Origin of the sequence: Mangrovibacter phragmitis, from assembly GCF_040429585.1 — a bacterium.
Taxonomy (GTDB): Bacteria; Pseudomonadota; Gammaproteobacteria; order Enterobacterales; family Enterobacteriaceae; genus Mangrovibacter; species Mangrovibacter phragmitis.
This window is the reverse complement of sequence record NZ_CP134782.1, coordinates 4,775,820-4,796,977: the sequence shown is the minus strand read 5'-3', so window position 1 is coordinate 4,796,977 and position 21,158 is coordinate 4,775,820. Positions and strand designations below refer to the sequence as shown.

Here is a 21,158-nt window from a genome sequence, read left to right as displayed (position 1 = left end):
TCCAGGGAGCAGGCCCGCCCTGGCTCCCTGACACCTTCAGGAGGCGACAGTGTTTCTTGCCCAGGAAATTATCCGTAAAAAACGTGATGGACACCCGCTCAGTGACGAAGAGATCCGTTTTTTTGTCAACGGGATCCGCGATAACACCGTTTCAGAAGGGCAAATCGCAGCCCTGGCGATGACAATTTTTTTCCATGATATGACGATGTCTGAACGTGTCTCGCTGACAATGGCAATGCGGGATTCAGGCACAGTGTTGGACTGGTCAGCGCTCAATTTGCATGGTCCGGTTGTGGATAAGCACTCCACGGGTGGTGTGGGCGATGTGACTTCTCTGATGTTAGGCCCCATGGTAGCAGCCTGTGGTGGGTATGTGCCGATGATTTCCGGGCGAGGGCTGGGCCACACTGGCGGCACTCTGGATAAACTGGAATCCATTCCCGGCTTTGATATTTACCCGGACGATACGCATTTTCGCAACATCATTTCTTCTGTTGGCGTGGCCATTATTGGGCAAACCAATTCCCTGGCTCCGGCTGACCGCCGCTTTTATGCCACCCGGGATATCACCGCAACGGTAGATTCTATCCCGTTGATAACTGCCTCTATTCTGGCGAAAAAGCTGGCTGAAGGGCTGGATGCGCTGGTGATGGATATCAAAGTAGGTAGCGGCGCATTTATGCCAACTTATGAACAGTCTGAAGCACTGGCCCGGGCAATTGTCTCTGTTGCGAATGGCGCAGGTGTGCGCACCACCGCTTTGCTCACAGACATGAACCAGGTGCTGGCTTCATCGGCGGGGAATGCGCTGGAAGTGCGGGAAGCCGTGCGCTTCCTCACGGGAGAGCAGCGTAATCCGCGCCTGGAGGCTGTCACTATGGCGTTATGCGTTGAAATGCTGTTGTCTGGCAAACTGGCTCCCAATGAAACAGCCGCCCGGAAGATGCTGAATGACGTGCTGGATAACGGTAAAGCCGCAGAGTGTTTTGGCCGCATGGTTGCCGCACAGCGCGGGCCTGCCGATTTCGTTGAGCATTATGACCGTTACCTGCCTGAAGCCATGCTCAGTAAAGCCGTGTTTGCCGACACCAGTGGCTATGTGAGTGCGATGGATACCCGTATGCTCGGCATGGCTGTGGTGACTTTGGGGGGAGGGCGCCATCAGGCCAGCGATGAGATTGATTACAGCGTCGGGTTGTCTGATGTTGTGCGTCTGGGCGAGAAAATTGATGAGCAGCGCCCTCTGGCAATTGTCCATGCACGCGGTGAAGAACAATGGCTGGCTGCGGCACAAATGGTGAAAACTGCCATCACCATCGGTAGCACCCCTGTGGCTGACACTCCGGTGGTATATAGCACTATCACCCAATAACTGGCATACTGATCTGATCACTTTCTTTTAGCGCCATCGGTTGCCACTTGCTGGCAACGATGCAGGAGAAATTATGAAACGTGCATTCATTATGGTGCTGGACTCGTTCGGCATTGGCGCAACTGAAGATGCCGATAAATTCGGTGATGCAGGCTCAGATACACTGGGCCATATTGCTCAGGCCTGTGCTAACGGCGAGGCAGACAAAGGCCGTCATGGCCCGCTTCATTTACCTAATCTGACTCAACTGGGCCTTGCAAAAGCCCACGAAGGTTCCACCGGGAGCCTCCCGGCTGGTATGGACGGTAATGCAGTAATTACTGGTGCATATGGCTGGGCACACGAACTCTCTTCTGGCAAAGACACGCCTTCCGGGCACTGGGAAATAGCCGGTGTGCCTGTGTTGTTTGACTGGGGGTATTTCAGCGACGTAGAAAACAGCTTCCCCCAGGAGTTGCTGGATGAGCTGGTACAACGTGCTGACCTGCCTGGTTACCTGGGTAACTGCCACTCTTCGGGTACCGTCATTCTCGACAAACTGGGGGAAGAGCATATGAAAACCGGGAAACCGATTTTCTATACCTCCGCTGACTCCGTTTTCCAGATTGCCTGCCATGAAGAAACCTTCGGTCTGCAACGCCTGTACGACTTGTGCGAAATCGCGCGTGAGGTGCTGACCAACGGGGGCTATAACATTGGCCGTGTTATTGCGCGTCCTTTTGTGGGTGAAAAAGCCGGAGCCTTTGAACGTACCGGAAACCGCCATGACCTGGCTGTTGAGCCACCGTCACCAACCGTGCTGAAAAAGTTGGTGGACGAAAAGCAAGGCCAGGTGGTGTCTGTGGGTAAAATTGCGGATATCTATGCCAATGTGGGTATCACTAAAAAGGTGAAAGCAACCGGGCTGGATGCGTTATTTGACGCGACGCTGGCAGAAATGAAAGCGGCAGGGGATAACACGATTGTGTTTACCAACTTTGTCGATTTTGACTCTTCCTGGGGGCACCGCCGTGATGTGGCCGGGTATGCTGCCGGTCTGGAACTGTTCGACCGCCGCCTGCCTGAGTTACTGGCTTTGCTTGAAGGGGATGATCTGCTGATCCTGACAGCCGACCATGGTTGCGATCCAACCTGGGCTGGCACTGATCATACTCGCGAGCACATTCCGGTATTAATTGCCGGCCCACATGTGCAGCCCGGGTCTTTGGGGCATCGCGATACCTTTGCCGATATCGGGCAGACACTGGCCCACTATTTTGGTACCTCTGCCATGGACTATGGCAAAAATATGTTGTGAGTGACGGTAGCTGTGGGCGGGGAATGAACCGCCCATGTCAGAATGCTGTGCCAGCAGCAGCCTGCTGCGCTCTGTGCCTGGTTTTGACAAGTGACCGTCTTGACGCTGATTACTGATTAAGGAATATAACAATGGCAACGCCACATATTAATGCAGAAATGGGTGATTTCGCTGACGTCGTTTTGATGCCGGGGGACCCGCTGCGTGCCAAACACATTGCTGAAACCTTCCTGGAAGATGTTCGGGAAGTCAATAATGTTCGTGGTATGTTAGGTTTTACTGGCACTTATAAAGGCCGCAAAATCTCCGTAATGGGCCACGGTATGGGGATCCCATCCTGCTCTATTTACACCAAAGAGCTGATAACTGAGTTTGGTGTGAAGAAAATTATCCGTGTCGGCTCATGTGGTGCTGTACGCCAGGACGTCCATTTGCGAGATGTTGTCATTGGTATGGGGGCCAGTACGGATTCCAAAGTAAACCGCATTCGTTTTAAAGACCATGATTTTGCCGCGCTGGCAGATTTTGACATGGTGCGTAATGCGGTTGATGCCGCAAAAGCATTGGGTGTGGATGCCCGTGTTGGTAATTTGTTTTCCGCCGACCTGTTCTACTCTCCGGACCCTTCCATGTTTGATGTGATGGAGCAATATGGCATCCTGGGCGTGGAAATGGAGGCGGCGGGTATTTATGGTGTGGCGGCTGAGTTTGGCGCGAAAGCGCTGGCGATTTGCACGGTGTCGGACCATATCCGTACTCACGAGCAAACTACCGCAGAAGAACGCCAAACTACCTTTAATGACATGATAAAGATTGCCCTGGAATCGGTATTGTTGGGTGATAAAGCCTGATAACGCGCTGTTTTTTTGTTGTGCCAGCGAGCCTGGCACAACACATTCCCCTCCGTTTTTTACGCTCCTTTTCCTGATAAATAACGGCTAGTTGCATCGTGGCAACGGATCAGGGCTTGTCTTGACTTTCGGGGGGAGCGTTATCTTCTTCTTTGACCGACTTACTGGCAGTAAGCAGGAACGGCGACTGCTGCCAGCGTGTACGTTTACCCTGCAATAAGACACGGGCGAGAATAATGCCAATGGCGACACATAACAGCATCATCAGGCGCAAAATATTGGTCGTGTTATCCACCTGGCGTGCGTCGGTTGGCAGGGAATGGGTGTCGAGCGTTAAACGCAAATAACCCAGTAGCGTGTTTTTGTCTTCAACGGGCTGGACGATTTGTTGGTTGAAATAGCTACCTGCCTTTTTTCCATCTAAAGCCAGCCTGTCTCGCACATTGACATTTTCGCCAGCCTTAACGATTAAATTTCCTTGCGAATCGTAGACACCCGCATCGAGAATACGCCCTTGCTGAGTTAAATTGCGCAGAATGACTGCAATATGCTTTTCATCCGGGGTATCCCCTTTGAGCAGGGGAACCAGGCGGTAACTGACCTGTATCGCCAGGGTGTTAGCCAGCTCTTCAAACTGCAAATTACGGGTTTTTTGGTGGCTCTGACTGAACCACGACGCGCCTTGCATTAATGCAACCAGCAAAGCCAGGCAAATTAAGATAATTAATGTACGATGCACACGGAATTTCAGTTTAGCCAGTGCCATAGCTCACCTATTGAAAAATTGCTGTCTGCATGTTGCCAGAAGCAGGCATCACAGGGTAGCCTCATGCGTTGTTTTATTCCGGCATGAATTCGATTTTTACAGGAGCTGTAATGTCAAATAGCCTGACATGGTGCGATTTGCCCAACGATGTTTCCTTGTGGCCCGGACTGCCGCTTTCGCTCAGTGGCGATGAAGTGATGCCGCTGGATTACCGCGCTGGCCGGACTGGCTGGCTCCTGTACGGGCGCGGTCTGGATAAAAATAGCCTGACCAAATATCAGCGTAAGCTGGGCGCCGCTATGGTGATTGTCTCCGCCTGGGATGTTGAAGAGTACCAGGTTGTTCGCCTGGCGGGTTCGCTGACTCCCAGAGCGACCAAACTGGCACATGATGCAGGTCTGGATGTTGCGCCCCTGGGGAAATTGCCTAACCTGCGTGTGCCCGGGTTGCTGGTTATGGATATGGACTCAACAGCCATCCAGATTGAGTGTATTGATGAAATTGCCAAACTGGCTGGTACTGGCGAACAAGTCGCAGCAGTGACAGAGCGTGCTATGCGTGGCGAGCTGGATTTTGCCGCCAGCTTGCGCGAGCGTGTAGGCACCCTGAAAGGTGCTGATGCCGGTATCCTTCAGCAAGTGCTGGATACCCTGCCACTGATGCCCGGGCTGACCGCTATGGTGGCGAAACTGCACGCCTTTGGCTGGCAGGTGGCCATTGCTTCTGGTGGCTTTACCTTTTTTGCTGATCACCTGAAAAAGCAACTGAATTTATGTGCTGCGGTGGCAAACCAAATGGGGATTGCTCAGGGTAAACTCACCGGAGAAGTGGTTGGTCCGATTGTAGATGCGCGTTATAAAGCCGATACCCTGAAGCAACTTGCTGATACCTGGAAAATCGACCCTTCACAAACGGTGGCAATTGGCGATGGCGCCAATGATTTATTAATGATTAAAGCGGCCGGGCTGGGAATTGCCTACCATGCGAAGCCAAAAGTGAATGAAAAAACGGAAGTCACTATCCGCCACGCGGATCTTCTCGGGGTATTCTGTATTCTTTCTGGCAGCCTTAAACAGGAATAACCTGGCAGTAACAAGAGTGAGGTAATCTGGTGGCAAAAGCACCGAAAAGAGCGTTTGTCTGTAATGAGTGTGGTGCGGATTACCCGCGCTGGCAGGGGCAGTGCAGTGCATGCCATGCCTGGAATACCATTACCGAGGTGCGAATAGCGGCATCGCCTCAGGTTGCCCGCAATGAAAAACTTTCAGGCTATGCGGGCAATGCTGGTGTCAGTAAAGTGCAAAAGCTGTCGGAAATCAGCCTGGAGGAGCTACCCCGTTTTTCTACGGGCTTTAAAGAGTTCGACCGGGTTTTGGGTGGCGGTGTGGTGCCGGGAAGCGCCATTTTAATTGGTGGTAATCCTGGTGCGGGGAAATCCACCCTGTTACTGCAAACCCTGTGCAAACTCGCTGAACAAATGAAAACGCTGTATGTCACCGGGGAAGAGTCGCTCCAGCAGGTGGCCATGCGTGCCCATCGCCTGGGGTTGCCTGGCAGCAATCTGAATATGCTGTCAGAAACCAGCATTGAACAGATTTGCCTGGTGGCTGACCAGGAGCAGCCAAAACTGATGGTTATTGACTCCATTCAGGTGATGCATATGGCGGATATTCAGTCATCACCAGGCAGTGTGGCTCAGGTGCGGGAAACAGCCGCGTATTTGACGCGCTATGCGAAGATGCGTGGGGTGGCAGTGATTATGGTGGGGCATGTAACGAAAGATGGCTCGCTGGCCGGTCCAAAAGTGCTGGAGCACTGTATTGACTGTTCTGTGTTGCTGGATGGCGATGCAGACTCGCGTTTTCGTACATTGCGCAGCCATAAAAATCGCTTTGGTGCTGTAAATGAGCTGGGTGTTTTTGCCATGACTGAGCAGGGGATGCGCGAAGTGAGCAACCCGTCAGCAATTTTCCTCAGCCGGGGTGATGAGCTGACGTCAGGCAGTTCTGTGATGGTGGTTTGGGAAGGTACCCGTCCACTACTGGTAGAAATCCAGGCGCTGGTGGATCAGTCTATGATGTCAAACCCGCGGCGGGTTGCTGTCGGGCTTGAACAAAACCGCCTGGCGATTTTGCTGGCTGTGCTGCACCGCCACGGTGGGTTACAAATGGCAGACCAGGATGTATTTGTTAATGTGGTTGGCGGCGTAAAAGTTGCAGAAACCAGTGTTGATTTGGCACTCTTGCTGGCGATTGTTTCCAGCCTGAGAGATCGCCCGTTGCCGCAAGACTTGGTGGTGTTTGGCGAGGTTGGCCTTTCCGGGGAGATTCGCCCAGTGCCAAGTGGACAGGAGCGTATCACTGAAGCGTCTAAACATGGTTTTCGCCGGGCGATTGTTCCCCACGCCAATGTGCCAAAACGCCCACCTGCGGGAATGGAAATCTTTGGTGTAAAAAAACTGGCGGATGCGCTGGCTGTATTTGATGATTTGTTTGTCACATAACAACATGGGTGGTTGCTTCTTTTGGTAGCCACCAGGTTTTAGCCCCGCGATTCAACAGGTGGTGGGCTGAAACCGAACCTGGTTATTCTTACTTGTTCCTGCGTATATTGCACAAAGGCAGGTATTCCCCGGAGATTGCAGGAGGCAACGCTTGTCATCGTTTGAATATTTAAAACACGCTATTCGCCAGAAGGGCTGCACACTCCAGCAAGTCGCTGATGCCAGTGGCATGACGAAGGGCTATTTGAGCCAATTATTAAACGCCAAAATTAAAAGCCCCAGCGCCCAAAAACTGGAGGCTTTGCACCGGTTCCTTAGCCTGGAATTCCCCCGGGTAGAGAAGCGCGTTGGGGTGGTATTTGGCAAGTTTTACCCTTTGCACACTGGCCATATCTATTTAATTCAGCGCGCCTGCAGCCAGGTTGATGAGCTGCACATCATTATGGGTTATGACGAGACGCGGGATCGCGAGTTGTTTGAAGCCAGTGCGATGTCACAACAGCCCACTATCAGTGACCGTTTGCGCTGGTTGCTGCAAACTTTCAAGTACCAGAAAAATATCCATATTCATGCATTTAATGAAGAGGGCATGGAGCCTTATCCCTGGGGCTGGGATGTCTGGAGTGCGGGCATTAAAGCATTTATGGACAGTGAAGGTATTTTCCCGGACCAGATTTATACTTCAGAAGCCTCAGACGCACCGCAGTACCTGGAACACTTAGGGATCAACACGGTGCTGGTCGATCCGGATCGCACGTTTATGAACATCAGTGGCGGGCAAATTCGTGAAAACCCTTTCCGTTTATGGGATTACATTCCTACTGAAGTAAAACCCTTTTTTGTACGCACTGTGGCTATTTTGGGCGGCGAGTCCAGCGGGAAATCCACCATGGTGAACAAACTGGCAAATATCTTCAATACCACCAGCGCCTGGGAATTTGGCCGCGAGTATGTCTTTTCTCATTTGGGGGGAGACGGCAGGGCATTGCAATATACTGACTATGATAAGATTGCCATTGGTCATTCTCAATATATTGATTTCGCAGTTAAATATGCCAATAAGGTGGTGTTCATTGATACTGACTTCGTCACTATTCAGGCCTTCTGCAAGGCGAATGAAGGGCGGGAACATCCTTTTGTGCAGGCGATGATTGATGAATATCGGTTTGACCTGGTGATTTTGCTGGAAAACAACATGCCATGGGTGGCCGGGGATTTTCGCCGTTCCGGGAATGGTAGTGAACGTGAACGTAAGGCTTTTCAGGCACAGTTAGTTTCTATGCTGCAGGACAATGGCATTGTTTATGCCCACGTTGATGATACGGATTACGATACACGCTTTTTGCGATGTGTCAGCCTGGTGCGTCAGTTGATGGGTGAAGAGAGTTCCGGGCAATAAAATACACCGTTGTTTCTGAGTCTGTGGCTTGATGGCAAGCATACTCTGAACTTGCTCGCAACGAAAATAAAACGGAAGAATAAAGAAAACAGCCACCTGTATAAGGTGGCTGAGAAGTAATAAGCAGTAAACTATTTAGTAATACGCTTATATTTGATGCGTTTTGGCTCGAGAGCTTCAGCACCCAGCGTGCGTTTTTTGTATTCTTCGTACTCGGTAAAGTTACCTTCGAAGAATTCAACTTTGCCTTCATCCTGGTAGTCCAGAATATGCGTCGCAATACGGTCCAGGAACCAACGGTCATGGGAAATAACCATGGCACAACCCGGTAACTCCAGCAGGGCGTTTTCCAGTGCCCGCAGGGTTTCTACATCCAGGTCGTTGGTCGGTTCGTCGAGCAGCAACATGTTGCCGCCGACCTGTAACAGTTTTGCCAGGTGCAGGCGCCCACGTTCACCACCAGACAGTTCACCCACTCGTTTACCCTGATCAGTGCCTTTGAAGTTAAAGCGCCCCACATAAGCACGGCTGGGGATTTCAAAGTTACCAATCTTCATAATATCCAGGCCACCGGAGACTTCTTCCCAGACAGTCTTCTTGTTGTCCATGGCATCACGGAACTGCTCTACTGCTGCAATTTTTACGGTATCACCCAGTGTGATATTCCCGCTGTTGGGTTGTTCCTGGCCGGTTATCATACGGAACAGGGTAGATTTACCCGCGCCGTTAGGGCCGATAATCCCAACAATAGCGCCTTTCGGAATAGAGAAAGAGAGATTGTCAATCAGGACACGATCACCGTAAGACTTGGTGAGGTTTTCCACTTCCAGCACTTTGTCGCCCAGACGAGGGCCTGGTGGAATAAACAGTTCGCTGGTTTCATTACGTTTCTGGTATTCCACGTTGTTGAGTTCTTCAAAACGGGCCAGACGAGCTTTACCTTTAGACTGACGGCCACGGGCGCCCTGGCGAACCCATTCCAGTTCTTTCTCGATGGATTTACGACGTGCGGCTTCAGCAGAGGCTTCTTGTGCCAGACGTTGATCTTTCTGCTCCAGCCAGGAAGAGTAGTTCCCTTCCCAGGGAATACCTTCACCACGGTCAAGTTCAAGGATCCAGCCTGCAACATTATCCAGGAAGTAACGGTCATGGGTAATCGCCACCACGGTGCCTTCGAAGTCGTGCAGGAAACGTTCCAGCCAGGCCACTGATTCAGCATCCAGGTGGTTGGTTGGTTCGTCCAGCAACAACATGTCAGGTTTTTCCAGCAGCAGGCGGCACAGGGCCACACGACGGCGTTCACCCCCGGATAAATTCGCGATTTTCGCGTCCCAGTCTGGTAACCGGAGCGCATCTGCTGCCCGTTCCAACTGGTTATTCAGGTTGTGGCCATCATGCGCCTGGATTATCTCTTCTAACTTACCTTGCTCGGCAGCCAGTTTGTCGAAGTCTGCATCCGGGTCTGCATACAAAGCATAGACTTCATCAAGGCGCTTAAGCGCACCGACGACATCCGCGACGGCTTCTTCAATAGATTCGCGAACAGTGTGTTCATGGTTGAGCTGAGGTTCTTGCGGCAGGTAACCGATTTTGATGCCAGGCTGAGGGCGGGCTTCACCTTCAATGTCGGTATCAATGCCAGCCATGATGCGCAGCAGTGTTGATTTACCGGCACCATTAAGACCCAGCACACCGATTTTGGCGCCGGGGAAGAAGCTCAGAGAAATATTCTTAAGAATGTGCCGTTTCGGCGGAACCACTTTGCCGACACGATGCATGGTATATACGAATTGAGCCACGTTGCGACTTCGCCTCTTTAATCGTGATTTAGGGTATTGAGTAACACTGGCGAAGTTTAGCCTTTTTCTTGCCTTAATCCCAGCCATCAGCACGGAAGGAGGATATCCGCTTGAGAAAAAGAATTACGTAAAAAAGTGTTTGTGGCATGGCAGATTACTTTTTGCCTGGTTAGCATGATATTTCCTGAAGGGTGTTTCGGGCATCCTGACGTACAAGAAGATTAAGGAGTTGTTGTGGGGAAAGCAAAACAGGGTATCTGGCGCTTCGCGGCTGCAAGCCTCTGCCTGCTTACTGTCAGCCATGTGGTTTGGGCAGATTCACTGGATGCACAGCGTCAGCGTTACAGCGCAATAAAACAGGCCTGGGATCAACGGCAGATGGATGTTGTTCAGCAAATGATGCCGGGCCTGAAGGATTATCCCCTGTATCCTTATCTTGAATATCGGGCATTGACATCAGACTTACAGAATGAAACTGCAGTCGCTGTTACACAGTTCATCCAACAGTACCCCACAATGCCCATCAGCAGGGCACTGACCACGCGCTTTATTAATGAACTGGCACGTCGAAGTGACTGGAAAGGTTTGCTGGCGTTCAGCCCAACAGAACCCTCAACAACTGAAGCAAAGTGTAATTATTACAATGCCAAATGGCAGACCGGGCAGACCAGTGCAGCATGGGTGGGGGCGCATAAATTGTGGCAAACAGGCCGTACTCTGCCATTAACCTGTGAGAATTTGTTCACTGCCTGGCGTGCTTCCGGTCAACAGACTGTCGATGATTATTTATCTCGTATTGTGCTGGCGATGAAAGCAGGTAATACCGCGCTGGTAAATGCGCTGGCAGGACAGCTACCGGATAATGACCTGACGTTGTCTTCTTCGGTAATTAGCCTTGCGGATGATCCGCAAACGGTCCTCTCATTCGCACGCACAGTCAAACCTTCTGACTTTACCCGCCACATGGTTGAGCTGGCATTTGCCAGCGTGGCTCGCCAGGATGTGGAAAATGCCCGGGCCATGATCCCGGCATTAGTTCAGGCTGCCGGGCTGGACGATAATCAGGCGCAAAGTCTGAAAGATATCGTGGCCTGGCGCTTGTTTGGCAATGACATTACCGATGAACAGGCGCGCTGGCGAGATGACGTCATTATGCGTTCAGGCTCAGATTCATTAATTGAGCGGCGTATTCGTATGGCGTTAGGTGAGGGTGACAGAGCCGGGTTGAATACCTGGTTATCACGCCTCTCGATGGATGCTAAACAGGAAGATGAGTGGCGTTACTGGCAGGCCGTACTCTTGCTTGAACGTGGCCGTGAAACGGAAGGCCGGGCTATTTTGCAGGATTTGATGAAATCCCGGGGGTTTTACCCAATGGTTGCGGCACAGCGCCTGGGGGTGCCTTACCAGTTAACGGTTAATGATGCTCCCGAAGCCAGTGGCACATTGGTTAACGGGCCAGTGCTGGCACGGATTCGTGAACTGATGTACTGGAACCTTGATAATACGGCGCGTAGTGAATGGGCTGGCTATATTGCCAGCCGTCCGCCCGAAGAACAGGCCGCTTTAGCGCATTATGCCCTGAAGCAAGGTTGGTGGGATTTAAGTGTGCAGGCGACGATTGCTGGTAAATTATGGGATAACCTGACGGAGCGTTTCCCTCCTGCATGGAAGGCAACGTTTGACCATTATGTCAGCGGTAAAGATATCTCCAGCACTTATGCCATGGCTATTGCCCGCCAGGAAAGCGCCTGGAACCCAAAAGTGCGCTCGCCTGTTGGTGCCACTGGTTTGATGCAGTTAATGCCAGCAACGGCAACACATACTGTGAAAATGTTCAATATTCCGGGGTACAGCAGCAGTAGCCAGTTACTCGACCCGGACACCAACATTAAAATTGGTACGCAATATCTGCAGTATGTGTATCAGCAGTTTGGTGATAACCGGATATTTGCCTCCGCGGCATATAATGCCGGTCCTGGCCGGGTGCGAAGTTGGCAGGGTAACAGTTCCGGTCGAATTGACGCCGTTGCGTTTATTGAGAGTATCCCTTTCTCAGAAACCCGACGTTATGTGAAGAATGTACTCGCTTATGATGCTTATTACCGCTATTTCGATGGTGATAACTCGCCGTTACTGACGCAACAGGAGTGGCAGCAGCATTACTGATTTTTTCAGGAGTGTGTTATGCTGCTGTACTAGTTAAATAGTATGGTGGCATAACATGACTCAGCAGACGTCGTTCTCTTCTCCGCAGGAAGAACACGCCAATCAGGAATGGCTCCGTTTTGTGGAGTTATTGCAGGCTTCTTTTGGTGAAGAACTTCACCTTCCACTTCTGACTTTGCTCCTCACACCTGATGAGCGCACGGCGTTAGGTACCCGTGTGCGTATTATTGAAGAGCTGCTTCGCGGAAAAATGAGCCAGCGTGAATTGAAAAGTGAGCTGGGCGCAGGTATTGCCACAATCACAAGAGGTTCGAATAGCCTGAAAACCGCCCCTCTCGCATTGCGCCAGTGGCTTGAAGAGAAATTGCTCGACGGAGATTAATCCTCTTAATAGGCCGTGTGGTGGAAAGGGCTGAGTGCCAGCACAACGGCCTGGCTGTATACACTACTTCTGGTCAGTGCTCCTTTCGTAAAAATCCCGATAGCGCCTTCTTTCCGCCCGAGTTGCTCAATACCCGTGGTCGCACTAATAACATCACCCAGCGTTTCGCCCTGGGCAACGGCTGCCAGAACTGGCTCCGGCAAAGGCAGCGATGCAGAGCGAGCTTCTCCGCGCTTATCTGAATTTTCAATGACCACCCAGCTGAACGTGCTACCCTCATCTATGCCTGCTTCGATAGCGACCCAGAAGTCTGCCTGAGGATAAACCCTGCGGGCATTAATAACACGCTGGCGTGCGCCAGTCAGCGTTTCGGCACTACCCATGGGTTGTTCCGGGACGCCGCTCTCGACGTCTGCGGCAATAATGTGGCAAGATCCTTCGCCATAGATAATTTCAAATGCTTGTAAAATTGCGTTAATTTTGGCTGGATTTTTGGTGGCTGTGACAACCTGGTACATAATTTAGTAAACGCCTAATGAAAACATCAGAGTAGTATAACGGATAAAGTACATGTTACAGGTCTATCTTGTTCGCCATGGCGAAACGCAGTGGAATGTGGAACGACGCATTCAGGGTCAGTCTGACAGTGGGCTGACCGGGAAAGGTATCCAGCAGGCACAGCAGGTTGCTCAACGTGTCATGAATCTGGGTATTACGCATATTATCTCCAGTGATTTGGGGAGAACGCAGCAAACGGCACGCATTATTGCGCAAGCCATCGGGTGTGATTATGTTGTGGATGACCGCTTGCGCGAGCTGGATATGGGGGTGCTGGAAAAACGCGATATCGACAGCCTCACTGAAGAAGAGGAGTCCTGGCGGCGGCGTTTAGTTGATGGTACCCCAGACGGGCGAATCCCTCAGGGTGAATCAATGACGGAACTGAGCCAGCGTATGCATGCTGCTTTGAGTGCCTGCCTTGAGTTACCGCCACAAAGCCGCCCGCTGCTGGTAAGCCATGGCATGGCGCTGGGGTGTCTGGTGAGCACTATCCTCGGGCTACCGCCTTATGCAGAACGGCGTCTGAGGTTGCGTAACTGCTCTCTCTCCCGGGTGGATTACCAGCAGAGCGCATGGCTGGCTCCCGGATGGGTGGTTGAAACCGCCGGGGATGTTTCGCACCTTGATGCCCCGGCAATGGATGAATTGCAGCGCTGAGTGTCTGTTAGCGGCGTACCGGAATCAGGTAGTCACAACGGATGCGTGAAGGCGGCTGGTCAGAACCATTGTCGAACTCTGGTTGCAGCCGCTCAATATCCTGCCCTTCACGGCGAATCAGGCCCAGTGTTGGCATACAGGTGCCATACACAGTCAGGATAAATGATTGCAGTTCGTCGGGCTCACCTTCATAAACAAATTTTACGTAATCGCCGCCAGCCAGTACTACCGGATGGGCATTCTGCACATAACTTTTGGCGATTTCAGGCGGTAATGCCGTGGTGTAAAAGACTTCCTGCTCATCGTCTTTCTCTGTACTGGGGCGTGGTTCTGCAAGGCCATAAAGCACAGGTGGAATATTGGTTGTATTGGCAAGAAATGCCCGCCAGAACTGAATACGCATTTCGTGGCGATACTGGGTGATTTGTTCAAGAGTACAACTATAGCTCTGTGTCACCCCAACCAGTTCAGTATCTGGCAGGGTAATAAAGGTGGCTTCTGGAAGTGGGGTATTATCCAGGCGGATTGGCGGGCGTATGCCCGAGGCGTTCCATTCAGGTGAGCGGCGATAGAGTGCTGGTGTCAGTGCGAATTGTTTTTTAAATGCCCGGGTAAAAGTTTGCTGGGAATCAAACCGGTATTGTAAGGCAATATCCAGTATTGGCCTGGCAGTCAGTTTGAGTGCTACCGCTGATTTGGATAGGCGACGGGCACGGATATAGGCACCAATTGCCTGGCCGGTCACATCTTTGAACATTCGTTGCAAATGCCACTTGGAGTACCCTGCTTTAGCCGCCACATTGTCGAGCGACAAAGGTTGGTCCAGATGGCTTTCAAGCCAGTTAAGCAAATCACTAATGATCCCAACCTGATCCATATATTATCCTCATCCTGATAAGCTCGGGGTATAACGACGCGGAATAATAGCACTTTTTATTTTCTTCTGGCGTGCAGTTTTCTTTGTGCACAATGGCTTTACCTTTGGAGAAACTTAGGGTTTTCCTTACAAAATCATGATCTTCAAGAAGAAATTCTCGAATATTAAATAATCACATATCGGTAATTTCGGAATTGGTAACAATATGAAATATTCTATTCTTTTTTTCACCACCGTCCTGAGCGCCCTGAGTGTTGCTCATGCGGAAGAAATAGGCTCTGTTGATACAGTATTCAAACTGATCGGCCCGGATCACAAAATCGTTGTGGAAGCATTTGATGACCCGGATGTAAAAAATGTGACTTGCTACCTTAGTCGGGCGAAAACCGGAGGGATAAAAGGCGGGTTGGGGCTGGCTGAAGATACCTCGGATGCGGCAATTTCCTGCCAGCAAACCGGGCCCATTGAGCTGAGTGATGCAATCAGTAAAGGCAAAAAGGAAGGTGAGATTGTCTTTAAAAAACGGACATCGCTGGTGTTCAAGAAGTTACAGGTAGTTCGGTTTTACGATAAAAAGCGCAACACGCTGGCTTACCTGGCATATTCGGATAAGTTAGTGGATGGCTCGCCAAAAAACGCGATAAGTGCGGTACCCATTATGCCGTGGAAATAAGCAATAAGCAGGCAACAAAAAAGGGCATTAAGCCCTTTTTTAATTTCACCAGGTGTAGGGGAAATTACTCCTGAAGATCGCCACAGAAGCGGTAACCTTCACCATGAATGGTCGCAATAATTTCTGGAGTATCTGGCGTGGATTCGAAATGCTTGCGAATCCGGCGAATCGTCACGTCAACTGTACGGTCATGCGGTTTCAGTTCTCGGCCAGTCATTTTCTTCAGCAGCTCTGCGCGAGTCTGGATTTTTCCCGGATTCTCACAAAAATGCAGCATGGCACGGAATTCACTGCGCGGCAGTTTATACTGCTCACCGTTGGGGCTAATCAAAGAACGGCTGTTGATATCCAACTCCCAGCCATTAAACTTGTAGGTTTCCACTGCACGGCGTTCTTCCGTTGTGGTTCCCAGATTCATGGTGCGGGACAGCAGGTTACGTGCACGAATAGTCAGTTCACGAGGGTTAAAAGGTTTGGTGATGTAATCATCCGCGCCAATTTCCAACCCGAGGATTTTATCGACTTCGTTGTCACGCCCTGTCAGGAACATCAGTGCGACATTTGCCTGTTCACGCAATTCACGGGCGAGCAGCAGGCCATTCTTGCCAGGCAGGTTGATGTCCATGATAACCAGGTTGACGTCATTCTCGGACAGAATCTGATGCATTTCAGCGCCATCTGTCGCTTCGAAAACATCGTAACCTTCTGCTTCGAAAATACTTTTTAATGTGTTACGTGTAACCAATTCGTCTTCGACGATAAGAATGTGCGGGGTCTGCATGTTTGCTACCTAAAATTGCCAACTAAATCGAAACAGGAGTACAAAAGTCCCGGGCCTGCCTGAAAGTGCATGTGAAAAATTAACATGCCGGCGTAACATGACTAAAGTACATAATTGTGTTCTTGATGCATAATCCATCAACGTCAACAACATCATTAGCCTGGTCATGGGTACTTTTCCCTTGCGACCCTGCTGTGTCGAAAACGGCCACTATGGTAGCTATTTTAACAGCGACATAACAGAGTCATACGACAGCAACACCCAATAAAACTACGCTTCGTTGACATATATCAAGTTCAATTGTAGCACGTTAACACTCTGATGATATCACCAGACAGTGTGACTAAACTGAGCAACATTTACGTAAACACCGGTATAATCAGGCATTATAATTAATAAACAATAGAAATGAAATTGACAAGTCTTATTTTTATGTAATTTTTTTATATTAAACATAAGGATATGCAGATTTTTCTTATTGGTAAGGGAGCCCTGTCATAGCTTTTCTGGTTAGAATTTTTAATCTGATTATCTCACTAATACTCTGAAAAATGTTGCAATAAAGTAAATTTTTTCTGCGTAATATGTTTGGCTGGCAATGTTAAATCATTCGAAAAACACGAAAAGAGAAGCGTATGCAATTCGTTATTATTCTGGTATCCCCCGCCCGTCCCGAGAATATTGGTGCAGCTGCCCGGGCGATGAAAACCATGGGGTTTACTACACTGCGTATCGTTGATAGCAAGGCTCACCTTGAACCTGCAACAAGATGGGTAGCGCATGGTTCGGGTGATATTATTGATAATATTGAGGTTTTCCCTGATCTTGCTACGGCTGTTGCTGATATTGATTTGACTATTGCGACAACAGCCCGGAACCGGGCACGCTACCACTACTATGCCACTCCCCAGCAACTGGTGCCGGTGCTGGAAGAAAAACAGCAGTGGCTGCGTTCTGCCGCAGTGGTATTTGGCCGGGAAGACAGCGGGCTGACAAATGAAGAACTGGCCCTGGCAGATATTCTTTCTGGTGTGCCTATGGTTGCTGATTACCCGTCGCTGAACCTGGGACAGGCAGTGATGGTGTATTGCTACCAATTAGCATCTCTAATTAATACGGCCCCGGAAACTTGCCCTAAAACCGATCCAGGACAGTTAACCGCATTGCGTCACCGCCTGGCTGGTTTGTTAGATAAACTGGATGTAGCCGATGACCATAAGCTCAGCGACTGGCTGCAACAACGGCTTGGCGGATTAGCGCAACGGGATATCGCAATGTTGCACCAACTGGCTCATGATATTGAAAAAAAACTACCAGAGTAACCTGTTGGTGAATTCATGAATACCCAATGAATGAATGGGTAATCGGGTAGTTAACAGTGTTTTATCAAGGTGAAAAGATAAAAAGCGGGATCTGTCGGTAATGTCACAGAAAGTGGTAAAAATAAAAAAATATTGACTTAACCCGCATAATACTTTAACCAATATAGGCAATTCATATTAAGAATTCGAGCACACGACATCTATGATGCATTTCAGCCTGGTGACAACCATTATTATTACCACCATTACAACAGGTAACGGTGCGGGCTGACGCATACAGGAAATACAGAAAAAGCCCGCACCTGAACAGTGCGGGCTTTTTTTTCGGCTTATGTTCAAGGGGTAACAACCATGCGAGTGTTGAAATTCGGCGGTACTTCAGTAGCAAACGCACAACGTTTTCTGTGCGTAGCTGAGATTCTGGAAAGCAAGGCGCAACAGGAACAGGTCGCCACCGTGCTTTCTGCGCCGGCGAAAATTACAAACCATTTGGTCGCGATGATAGAAAAAACCATTAGCGGCCAGGACGCCATGCCGAATATCAGCGACGCCGGGCAAATCTTTGCGGATTTGCTTAACGGACTGGCTCAGCTTCAGCCCGGTTTCCCTCTGGTTGAAATGAAAAATGTTGTTGAGCATGAATTTGCCCAGATTAAGCATGTTCTGCATGGTATCAGCTTGCTGGGGCAATGCCCTGACAGCATTAACGCTGCGTTTATCTCGCGTGGGGAAAAATTATCCATTGCGATTATGGCGGCACTACTTACTGCTCGCGGTCATCAAGTATCGGTAATTGATCCCGTCGAAAAACTGCTTGCCAATGGTCACTACCTGGAATCTACCGTAGATATCCCTGAATCGACTCGCCGTATCGCAGCCAGTCGGATTCCTGCAGGCAATATGATCCTGATGGCCGGTTTTACTGCCGGTAATGAAAAAAATGAACTGGTGGTGTTGGGCCGCAATGGCTCTGACTATTCTGCCGCTGTACTGGCAGCCTGCCTGAGGGCGGATTGTTGCGAAATCTGGACCGATGTCGACGGCGTCTACACTTGTGACCCGCGGCAGGTACCCGATGCGAGGTTATTGAAATCGATGTCGTATCAGGAGGCCATGGAGCTTTCTTACTTCGGCGCTAAAGTCCTTCATCCCCGCACCATCACCCCCATCGCCCAGTTTCAAATTCCCTGCCTGATTAAAAACACCGGAAACCCTGATGCACCAGGAACCTTAATTGGAGCCAATAAAGATGATGATAACCTGCCGGTAAAAGGTATCAGTAATCTGAATAATATGGCGATGTTCAGTGTGTCGGGGCCGGGCATGAAAGGCATGGTGGGAATGGCCGCCCGAGTGTTTGCTGCCATGTCGCGTAATGGTATTTCTGTGGTATTGATAACCCAGTCATCTTCTGAGTACAGCATCAGCTTTTGTGTACCGCAGTCTGAATGTTCGCGGGCGAGCAAAGCGCTTGAAGATGAGTTTTACCTTGAACTGAAAGAAGGGCTGCTGGAACCGTTTATGATAACTGAGCGGCTGGCCATTATCTCGGTCGTCGGTGACGGTATGCGCACCCTGCGTGGTATCTCTGCTAAATTCTTCGCTGCACTGGCTCGTGCGAATATCAACATTGTTGCCATTGCCCAGGGGTCTTCGGAGCGCTCAATCTCGGTTGTGGTCAATAATGATGATGCAACGACCGGGGTTCGGGTTACCCATCAGATGTTATTCAATACGGACCAGGTTGTTGAAGTTTTTGTGATTGGCGTGGGTGGTGTTGGTAGTGCGTTGATCGAGCAGATTAAACGTCAGCAACCCTGGCTCAAGCGCAAGCACATTGATTTGCGTGTTTGTGGTGTGGCGAACTCCCGGGCGCTTCTGACTAACGTGCATGGCCTGGATTTGGAAAACTGGCAGTCTATGTTGGCTGAGGCCAAAGAACCCTTTAATCTGGGCCGTCTTATTCGCCTGGTAAAAGAATATCACCTGCTGAATCCGGTGATAGTTGACTGCACATCAAACCAGTCAGTCGCTGACCAATATGTTGATTTTCTGCGAGAAGGTTTTCATGTGGTTACGCCGAATAAAAAGGCGAATACCTCATCCATGGCTTATTACCATGAGTTGCGACAGGCCGCAGAAAAATCACGCCGTAAGTTCCTTTATGATACCAACGTAGGCGCAGGGTTGCCGGTTATTGAAAACTTGCAGAACTTACTGGACGCCGGTGATGAATTACAGCATTTCTCGGGTATTTTGTCTGGTTCGCTTTCTTTTATCTTTGGCAAACTGGATGAAGGTGTGTCACTGTCAGAGGCAACTCGCGTTGCACGGGAGCTGGGGTATACCGAGCCGGACCCGCGTGATGACTTGTCGGGTATGGATGTAGCGCGCAAGTTATTGATCCTTGCAAGGGAAAATGGCCACGAACTTGAGCTTGACGACATTATTGTTGAGCCGGTGCTGCCGCCTGACTTCGATTCTTCGGGTGATGTTACTCAATTTATGGCACGTTTACCTGAACTGGATGATCTCTTTTCTGCCCGCATTGCTAAGGCGCGCGATGAAGGCAAGGTTCTGCGTTATGTCGGTCAGATTCAGGAAGACGGGCGTTGTGTGGTGAAAATCGACGCTGTTGATGGCAACGATCCTTTGTTCAAAGTAAAAAATGGCGAAAACGCGCTTGCATTTTACAGCCATTACTACCACCCGTTACCGTTGGTGTTACGTGGGTATGGTGCAGGAAATGATGTGACGGCTGCCGGGGTATTTGCCGACCTGCTGCGCACTTTGTCATGGAAGTTGGGAGTTTAAGAATGGTTACTGTGTACGCACCTGCCTCCATTGGCAATGTGAGTGTAGGGTTTGATGTATTAGGCGCGGCAGTGTCTCCTCTGGATGGCGCATTGCTGGGTGATTGTGTTTCAGTGGAACCTGCTAACACTTTTTCACTGAAAAATGTTGGGCGTTTTGTCAGCAAATTGCCACCCCGGGCTGAGGATAATATTGTCTGGCAGTGCTGGGAACGTTTTTGTCAGGCCATCGGCAAACAGGTTCCGGTAGCGATGACGCTGGAAAAAAATATGCCTATCGGGTCCGGGCTTGGGTCCAGTGCCTGCTCGGTGGTTGCTGCGTTGATGGCAATGAATGAGTTTTGTGGCAATCCTTTGGATGACACGGCACTGCTTGGCCTGATGGGGGAAATGGAAGGGCGCATTTCCGGCAGTGTGCATTACGACAACGTTGCTCCCTGTTTTCTGGGGGGAATGCAACTTATGCTGGAAGAACAAGGGATAATCAGCCAGTCGGTGCCAGGTTTTGATGACTGGCAATGGGTGATGGCTTACCCGGGAATTAAAGTGTCTACAGCACAGGCCCGGGCGATTCTTCCTGCTGAATATCGCCGCCAGGATTGTATCCGTCATGGTCGCTATTTGGGGGGGTTTATTCATGCCTGTCATACTGGTCAGCCGGATCTTGCTGCAGCGTTAATGAAGGATGTAATTGCTGAACCTTATCGAACTCAGTTATTGCCTGGCTTTGAAGCCGCGCGCCAGGCAGCGACGGAACTGGGAGCACTGGCATGTGGCATTTCTGGCTCTGGGCCGACGATGTTTGCCGTCTGCAACCAGACTGGTGCCGCCCAACGGGTCGCAGACTGGTTAAGCCAGAATTACGTCCAGAATCAGGAAGGCTTTGTACATATCTGCCGTCTCGATACGGCAGGTGCACGAGTAATGGGATAAGTA

19 protein-coding genes, 1 pseudogene and 1 other annotated feature are annotated in these 21,158 nt (G+C 50.3%); of the genes and pseudogenes, 15 read left to right on the top strand and 5 right to left on the bottom strand.

The window, feature by feature from the left end:
• Positions 1-49 precede the first annotated feature (49 nt).
• The 3 genes from deoA (at position 50) to deoD (ending at position 3,520) form a co-directional block, all read left to right on the top strand.
• Positions 50-1,372 (top strand): thymidine phosphorylase, encoded by a 1,323-nt coding sequence (deoA, locus tag MPHASIOC01_RS23090; RefSeq protein WP_064598666.1) that lies wholly within the window; start codon positions 50-52, stop codon positions 1,370-1,372.
• 73 nt (positions 1,373-1,445) lie between these two features.
• A complete protein-coding gene (gene deoB / locus MPHASIOC01_RS23085) occupies positions 1,446-2,669 on the top strand; it encodes a phosphopentomutase (RefSeq protein WP_064598668.1) in 1,224 nt (407 codons plus the stop codon).
• 131 nt (positions 2,670-2,800) lie between these two features.
• Entirely contained in the window at positions 2,801-3,520 is a 720-nt protein-coding gene (gene deoD / locus MPHASIOC01_RS23080; protein WP_036106415.1) for a purine-nucleoside phosphorylase, read from the top strand.
• Between the two features lie 109 nt (positions 3,521-3,629).
• Here deoD and MPHASIOC01_RS23075 read toward each other — a convergent pair whose 3' ends face one another.
• The gene (locus tag MPHASIOC01_RS23075; RefSeq protein WP_064598669.1) at positions 3,630-4,286 is read right to left on the bottom strand and encodes a YtjB family periplasmic protein; all 657 of its coding nucleotides are present in this window, start codon (positions 4,284-4,286) and stop codon (positions 3,630-3,632) included.
• Between the two features lie 110 nt (positions 4,287-4,396).
• Here MPHASIOC01_RS23075 and serB point away from each other — a divergent pair, with 110 nt between their 5' ends.
• The 3 genes from serB (at position 4,397) to nadR (ending at position 8,188) form a co-directional block, all read left to right on the top strand.
• On the top strand, positions 4,397-5,368 hold the full coding sequence (serB, locus tag MPHASIOC01_RS23070; protein WP_353613359.1) for a phosphoserine phosphatase: 972 nt from the start codon (positions 4,397-4,399) through the stop codon (positions 5,366-5,368).
• Between the two features lie 29 nt (positions 5,369-5,397).
• Positions 5,398-6,789: a DNA repair protein RadA gene (radA, locus tag MPHASIOC01_RS23065; protein WP_353613358.1), complete on the top strand. Its 1,392-nt coding sequence runs from the start codon at positions 5,398-5,400 to the stop codon at positions 6,787-6,789.
• A gap of 151 nt (positions 6,790-6,940) precedes the next feature.
• Positions 6,941-8,188, top strand: a complete 1,248-nt coding sequence (nadR, locus tag MPHASIOC01_RS23060; RefSeq protein ID WP_064598674.1) for a multifunctional transcriptional regulator/nicotinamide-nucleotide adenylyltransferase/ribosylnicotinamide kinase NadR — start codon at positions 6,941-6,943, stop codon at positions 8,186-8,188.
• Positions 8,189-8,319: 131 nt separating this feature from the next.
• Here the strand turns inward: nadR and ettA are convergent, their stop codons facing one another.
• The gene (gene ettA, locus MPHASIOC01_RS23055) at positions 8,320-9,987 is read right to left on the bottom strand and encodes an energy-dependent translational throttle protein EttA (RefSeq protein ID WP_353613357.1); all 1,668 of its coding nucleotides are present in this window, start codon (positions 9,985-9,987) and stop codon (positions 8,320-8,322) included.
• Positions 9,988-10,221: 234 nt separating this feature from the next.
• Between ettA and sltY the strand changes: the two genes are divergently transcribed.
• A complete protein-coding gene (gene sltY, locus MPHASIOC01_RS23050; RefSeq protein ID WP_064598678.1) occupies positions 10,222-12,156 on the top strand; it encodes a murein transglycosylase in 1,935 nt (644 codons plus the stop codon).
• Positions 12,157-12,211: 55 nt separating this feature from the next.
• Positions 12,212-12,538, top strand: coding sequence for a trp operon repressor (gene trpR / locus MPHASIOC01_RS23045; RefSeq protein ID WP_064598680.1), 327 nt, complete (start codon positions 12,212-12,214; stop codon positions 12,536-12,538).
• Positions 12,539-12,543: 5 nt separating this feature from the next.
• Here trpR and yjjX read toward each other — a convergent pair whose 3' ends face one another.
• Positions 12,544-13,056, bottom strand: coding sequence for an inosine/xanthosine triphosphatase (gene yjjX, locus MPHASIOC01_RS23040; RefSeq protein ID WP_064598682.1), 513 nt, complete (start codon positions 13,054-13,056; stop codon positions 12,544-12,546).
• 52 nt (positions 13,057-13,108) lie between these two features.
• Between yjjX and gpmB the strand changes: the two genes are divergently transcribed.
• Complete coding sequence (gpmB, locus tag MPHASIOC01_RS23035; RefSeq protein WP_353613356.1) at positions 13,109-13,756, top strand: 2,3-diphosphoglycerate-dependent phosphoglycerate mutase GpmB; 648 nt, start codon at positions 13,109-13,111, stop codon at positions 13,754-13,756.
• 7 nt (positions 13,757-13,763) lie between these two features.
• Here gpmB and robA read toward each other — a convergent pair whose 3' ends face one another.
• Positions 13,764-14,633: an MDR efflux pump AcrAB transcriptional activator RobA gene (gene robA, locus MPHASIOC01_RS23030; protein WP_064598686.1), complete on the bottom strand. Its 870-nt coding sequence runs from the start codon at positions 14,631-14,633 to the stop codon at positions 13,764-13,766.
• A gap of 205 nt (positions 14,634-14,838) precedes the next feature.
• On the opposite strand from robA, the gene creA reads away from it, so the two are divergent.
• A complete protein-coding gene (creA, locus tag MPHASIOC01_RS23025; RefSeq protein ID WP_064598687.1) occupies positions 14,839-15,306 on the top strand; it encodes a protein CreA in 468 nt (155 codons plus the stop codon).
• A 64-nt stretch (positions 15,307-15,370) separates the two neighbouring features.
• On the opposite strand, the gene arcA is transcribed toward creA, so the two are convergent.
• The gene (gene arcA, locus MPHASIOC01_RS23020; protein ID WP_064598689.1) at positions 15,371-16,087 is read right to left on the bottom strand and encodes a two-component system response regulator ArcA; all 717 of its coding nucleotides are present in this window, start codon (positions 16,085-16,087) and stop codon (positions 15,371-15,373) included.
• Between the two features lie 97 nt (positions 16,088-16,184).
• On the opposite strand from arcA, the pseudogene yjjY reads away from it, so the two are divergent.
• The 5 genes and pseudogenes from yjjY (at position 16,185) to thrB (ending at position 21,155) form a co-directional block, all read left to right on the top strand.
• Positions 16,185-16,326: pseudogene (gene yjjY, locus MPHASIOC01_RS23015) on the top strand (protein YjjY).
• A gap of 396 nt (positions 16,327-16,722) precedes the next feature.
• Positions 16,723-17,409, top strand: a complete 687-nt coding sequence (locus tag MPHASIOC01_RS23010) for a tRNA/rRNA methyltransferase (RefSeq protein WP_353613355.1) — start codon at positions 16,723-16,725, stop codon at positions 17,407-17,409.
• Positions 17,410-17,611: 202 nt separating this feature from the next.
• Positions 17,612-17,680: a thr operon leader peptide gene (locus tag MPHASIOC01_RS23005; protein WP_072006919.1), complete on the top strand. Its 69-nt coding sequence runs from the start codon at positions 17,612-17,614 to the stop codon at positions 17,678-17,680.
• Positions 17,619-17,735, top strand: a sequence feature (Thr leader region). Its footprint overlaps the gene before it by 62 nt.
• 25 nt (positions 17,736-17,760) lie before the next feature.
• A complete protein-coding gene (gene thrA / locus MPHASIOC01_RS23000) occupies positions 17,761-20,223 on the top strand; it encodes a bifunctional aspartate kinase/homoserine dehydrogenase I (RefSeq protein WP_353613354.1) in 2,463 nt (820 codons plus the stop codon).
• Between the two features lie 2 nt (positions 20,224-20,225).
• A complete protein-coding gene (thrB, locus tag MPHASIOC01_RS22995) occupies positions 20,226-21,155 on the top strand; it encodes a homoserine kinase (RefSeq protein WP_064598695.1) in 930 nt (309 codons plus the stop codon).
• Positions 21,156-21,158: the final 3 nt, after the last annotated feature.

What these genes read in the sequence shown, in the direction of transcription:
- deoB (WP_064598668.1), top strand. Translation starts at nt 1,446, where the DNA reads ATGAAACGTGCATTCATTATGGTGCTGGACTCGTTCGGCATTGGCGCA.
- deoD (WP_036106415.1), top strand. Translation starts at nt 2,801, where the DNA reads ATGGCAACGCCACATATTAATGCAGAAATGGGTGATTTCGCTGACGTC.
- MPHASIOC01_RS23075 (WP_064598669.1), bottom strand. Translation starts at nt 4,286, where the DNA reads ATGGCACTGGCTAAACTGAAATTCCGTGTGCATCGTACATTAATTATC.
- serB (WP_353613359.1), top strand. Translation starts at nt 4,397, where the DNA reads ATGTCAAATAGCCTGACATGGTGCGATTTGCCCAACGATGTTTCCTTG.
- trpR (WP_064598680.1), top strand. Translation starts at nt 12,212, where the DNA reads ATGACTCAGCAGACGTCGTTCTCTTCTCCGCAGGAAGAACACGCCAAT.
- yjjX (WP_064598682.1), bottom strand. Translation starts at nt 13,056, where the DNA reads ATGTACCAGGTTGTCACAGCCACCAAAAATCCAGCCAAAATTAACGCA.
- gpmB (WP_353613356.1), top strand. Translation starts at nt 13,109, where the DNA reads ATGTTACAGGTCTATCTTGTTCGCCATGGCGAAACGCAGTGGAATGTG.
- robA (WP_064598686.1), bottom strand. Translation starts at nt 14,633, where the DNA reads ATGGATCAGGTTGGGATCATTAGTGATTTGCTTAACTGGCTTGAAAGC.
- creA (WP_064598687.1), top strand. Translation starts at nt 14,839, where the DNA reads ATGAAATATTCTATTCTTTTTTTCACCACCGTCCTGAGCGCCCTGAGT.
- arcA (WP_064598689.1), bottom strand. Translation starts at nt 16,087, where the DNA reads ATGCAGACCCCGCACATTCTTATCGTCGAAGACGAATTGGTTACACGT.
- MPHASIOC01_RS23010 (WP_353613355.1), top strand. Translation starts at nt 16,723, where the DNA reads ATGCAATTCGTTATTATTCTGGTATCCCCCGCCCGTCCCGAGAATATT.
- thrA (WP_353613354.1), top strand. Translation starts at nt 17,761, where the DNA reads ATGCGAGTGTTGAAATTCGGCGGTACTTCAGTAGCAAACGCACAACGT.
- thrB (WP_064598695.1), top strand. Translation starts at nt 20,226, where the DNA reads ATGGTTACTGTGTACGCACCTGCCTCCATTGGCAATGTGAGTGTAGGG.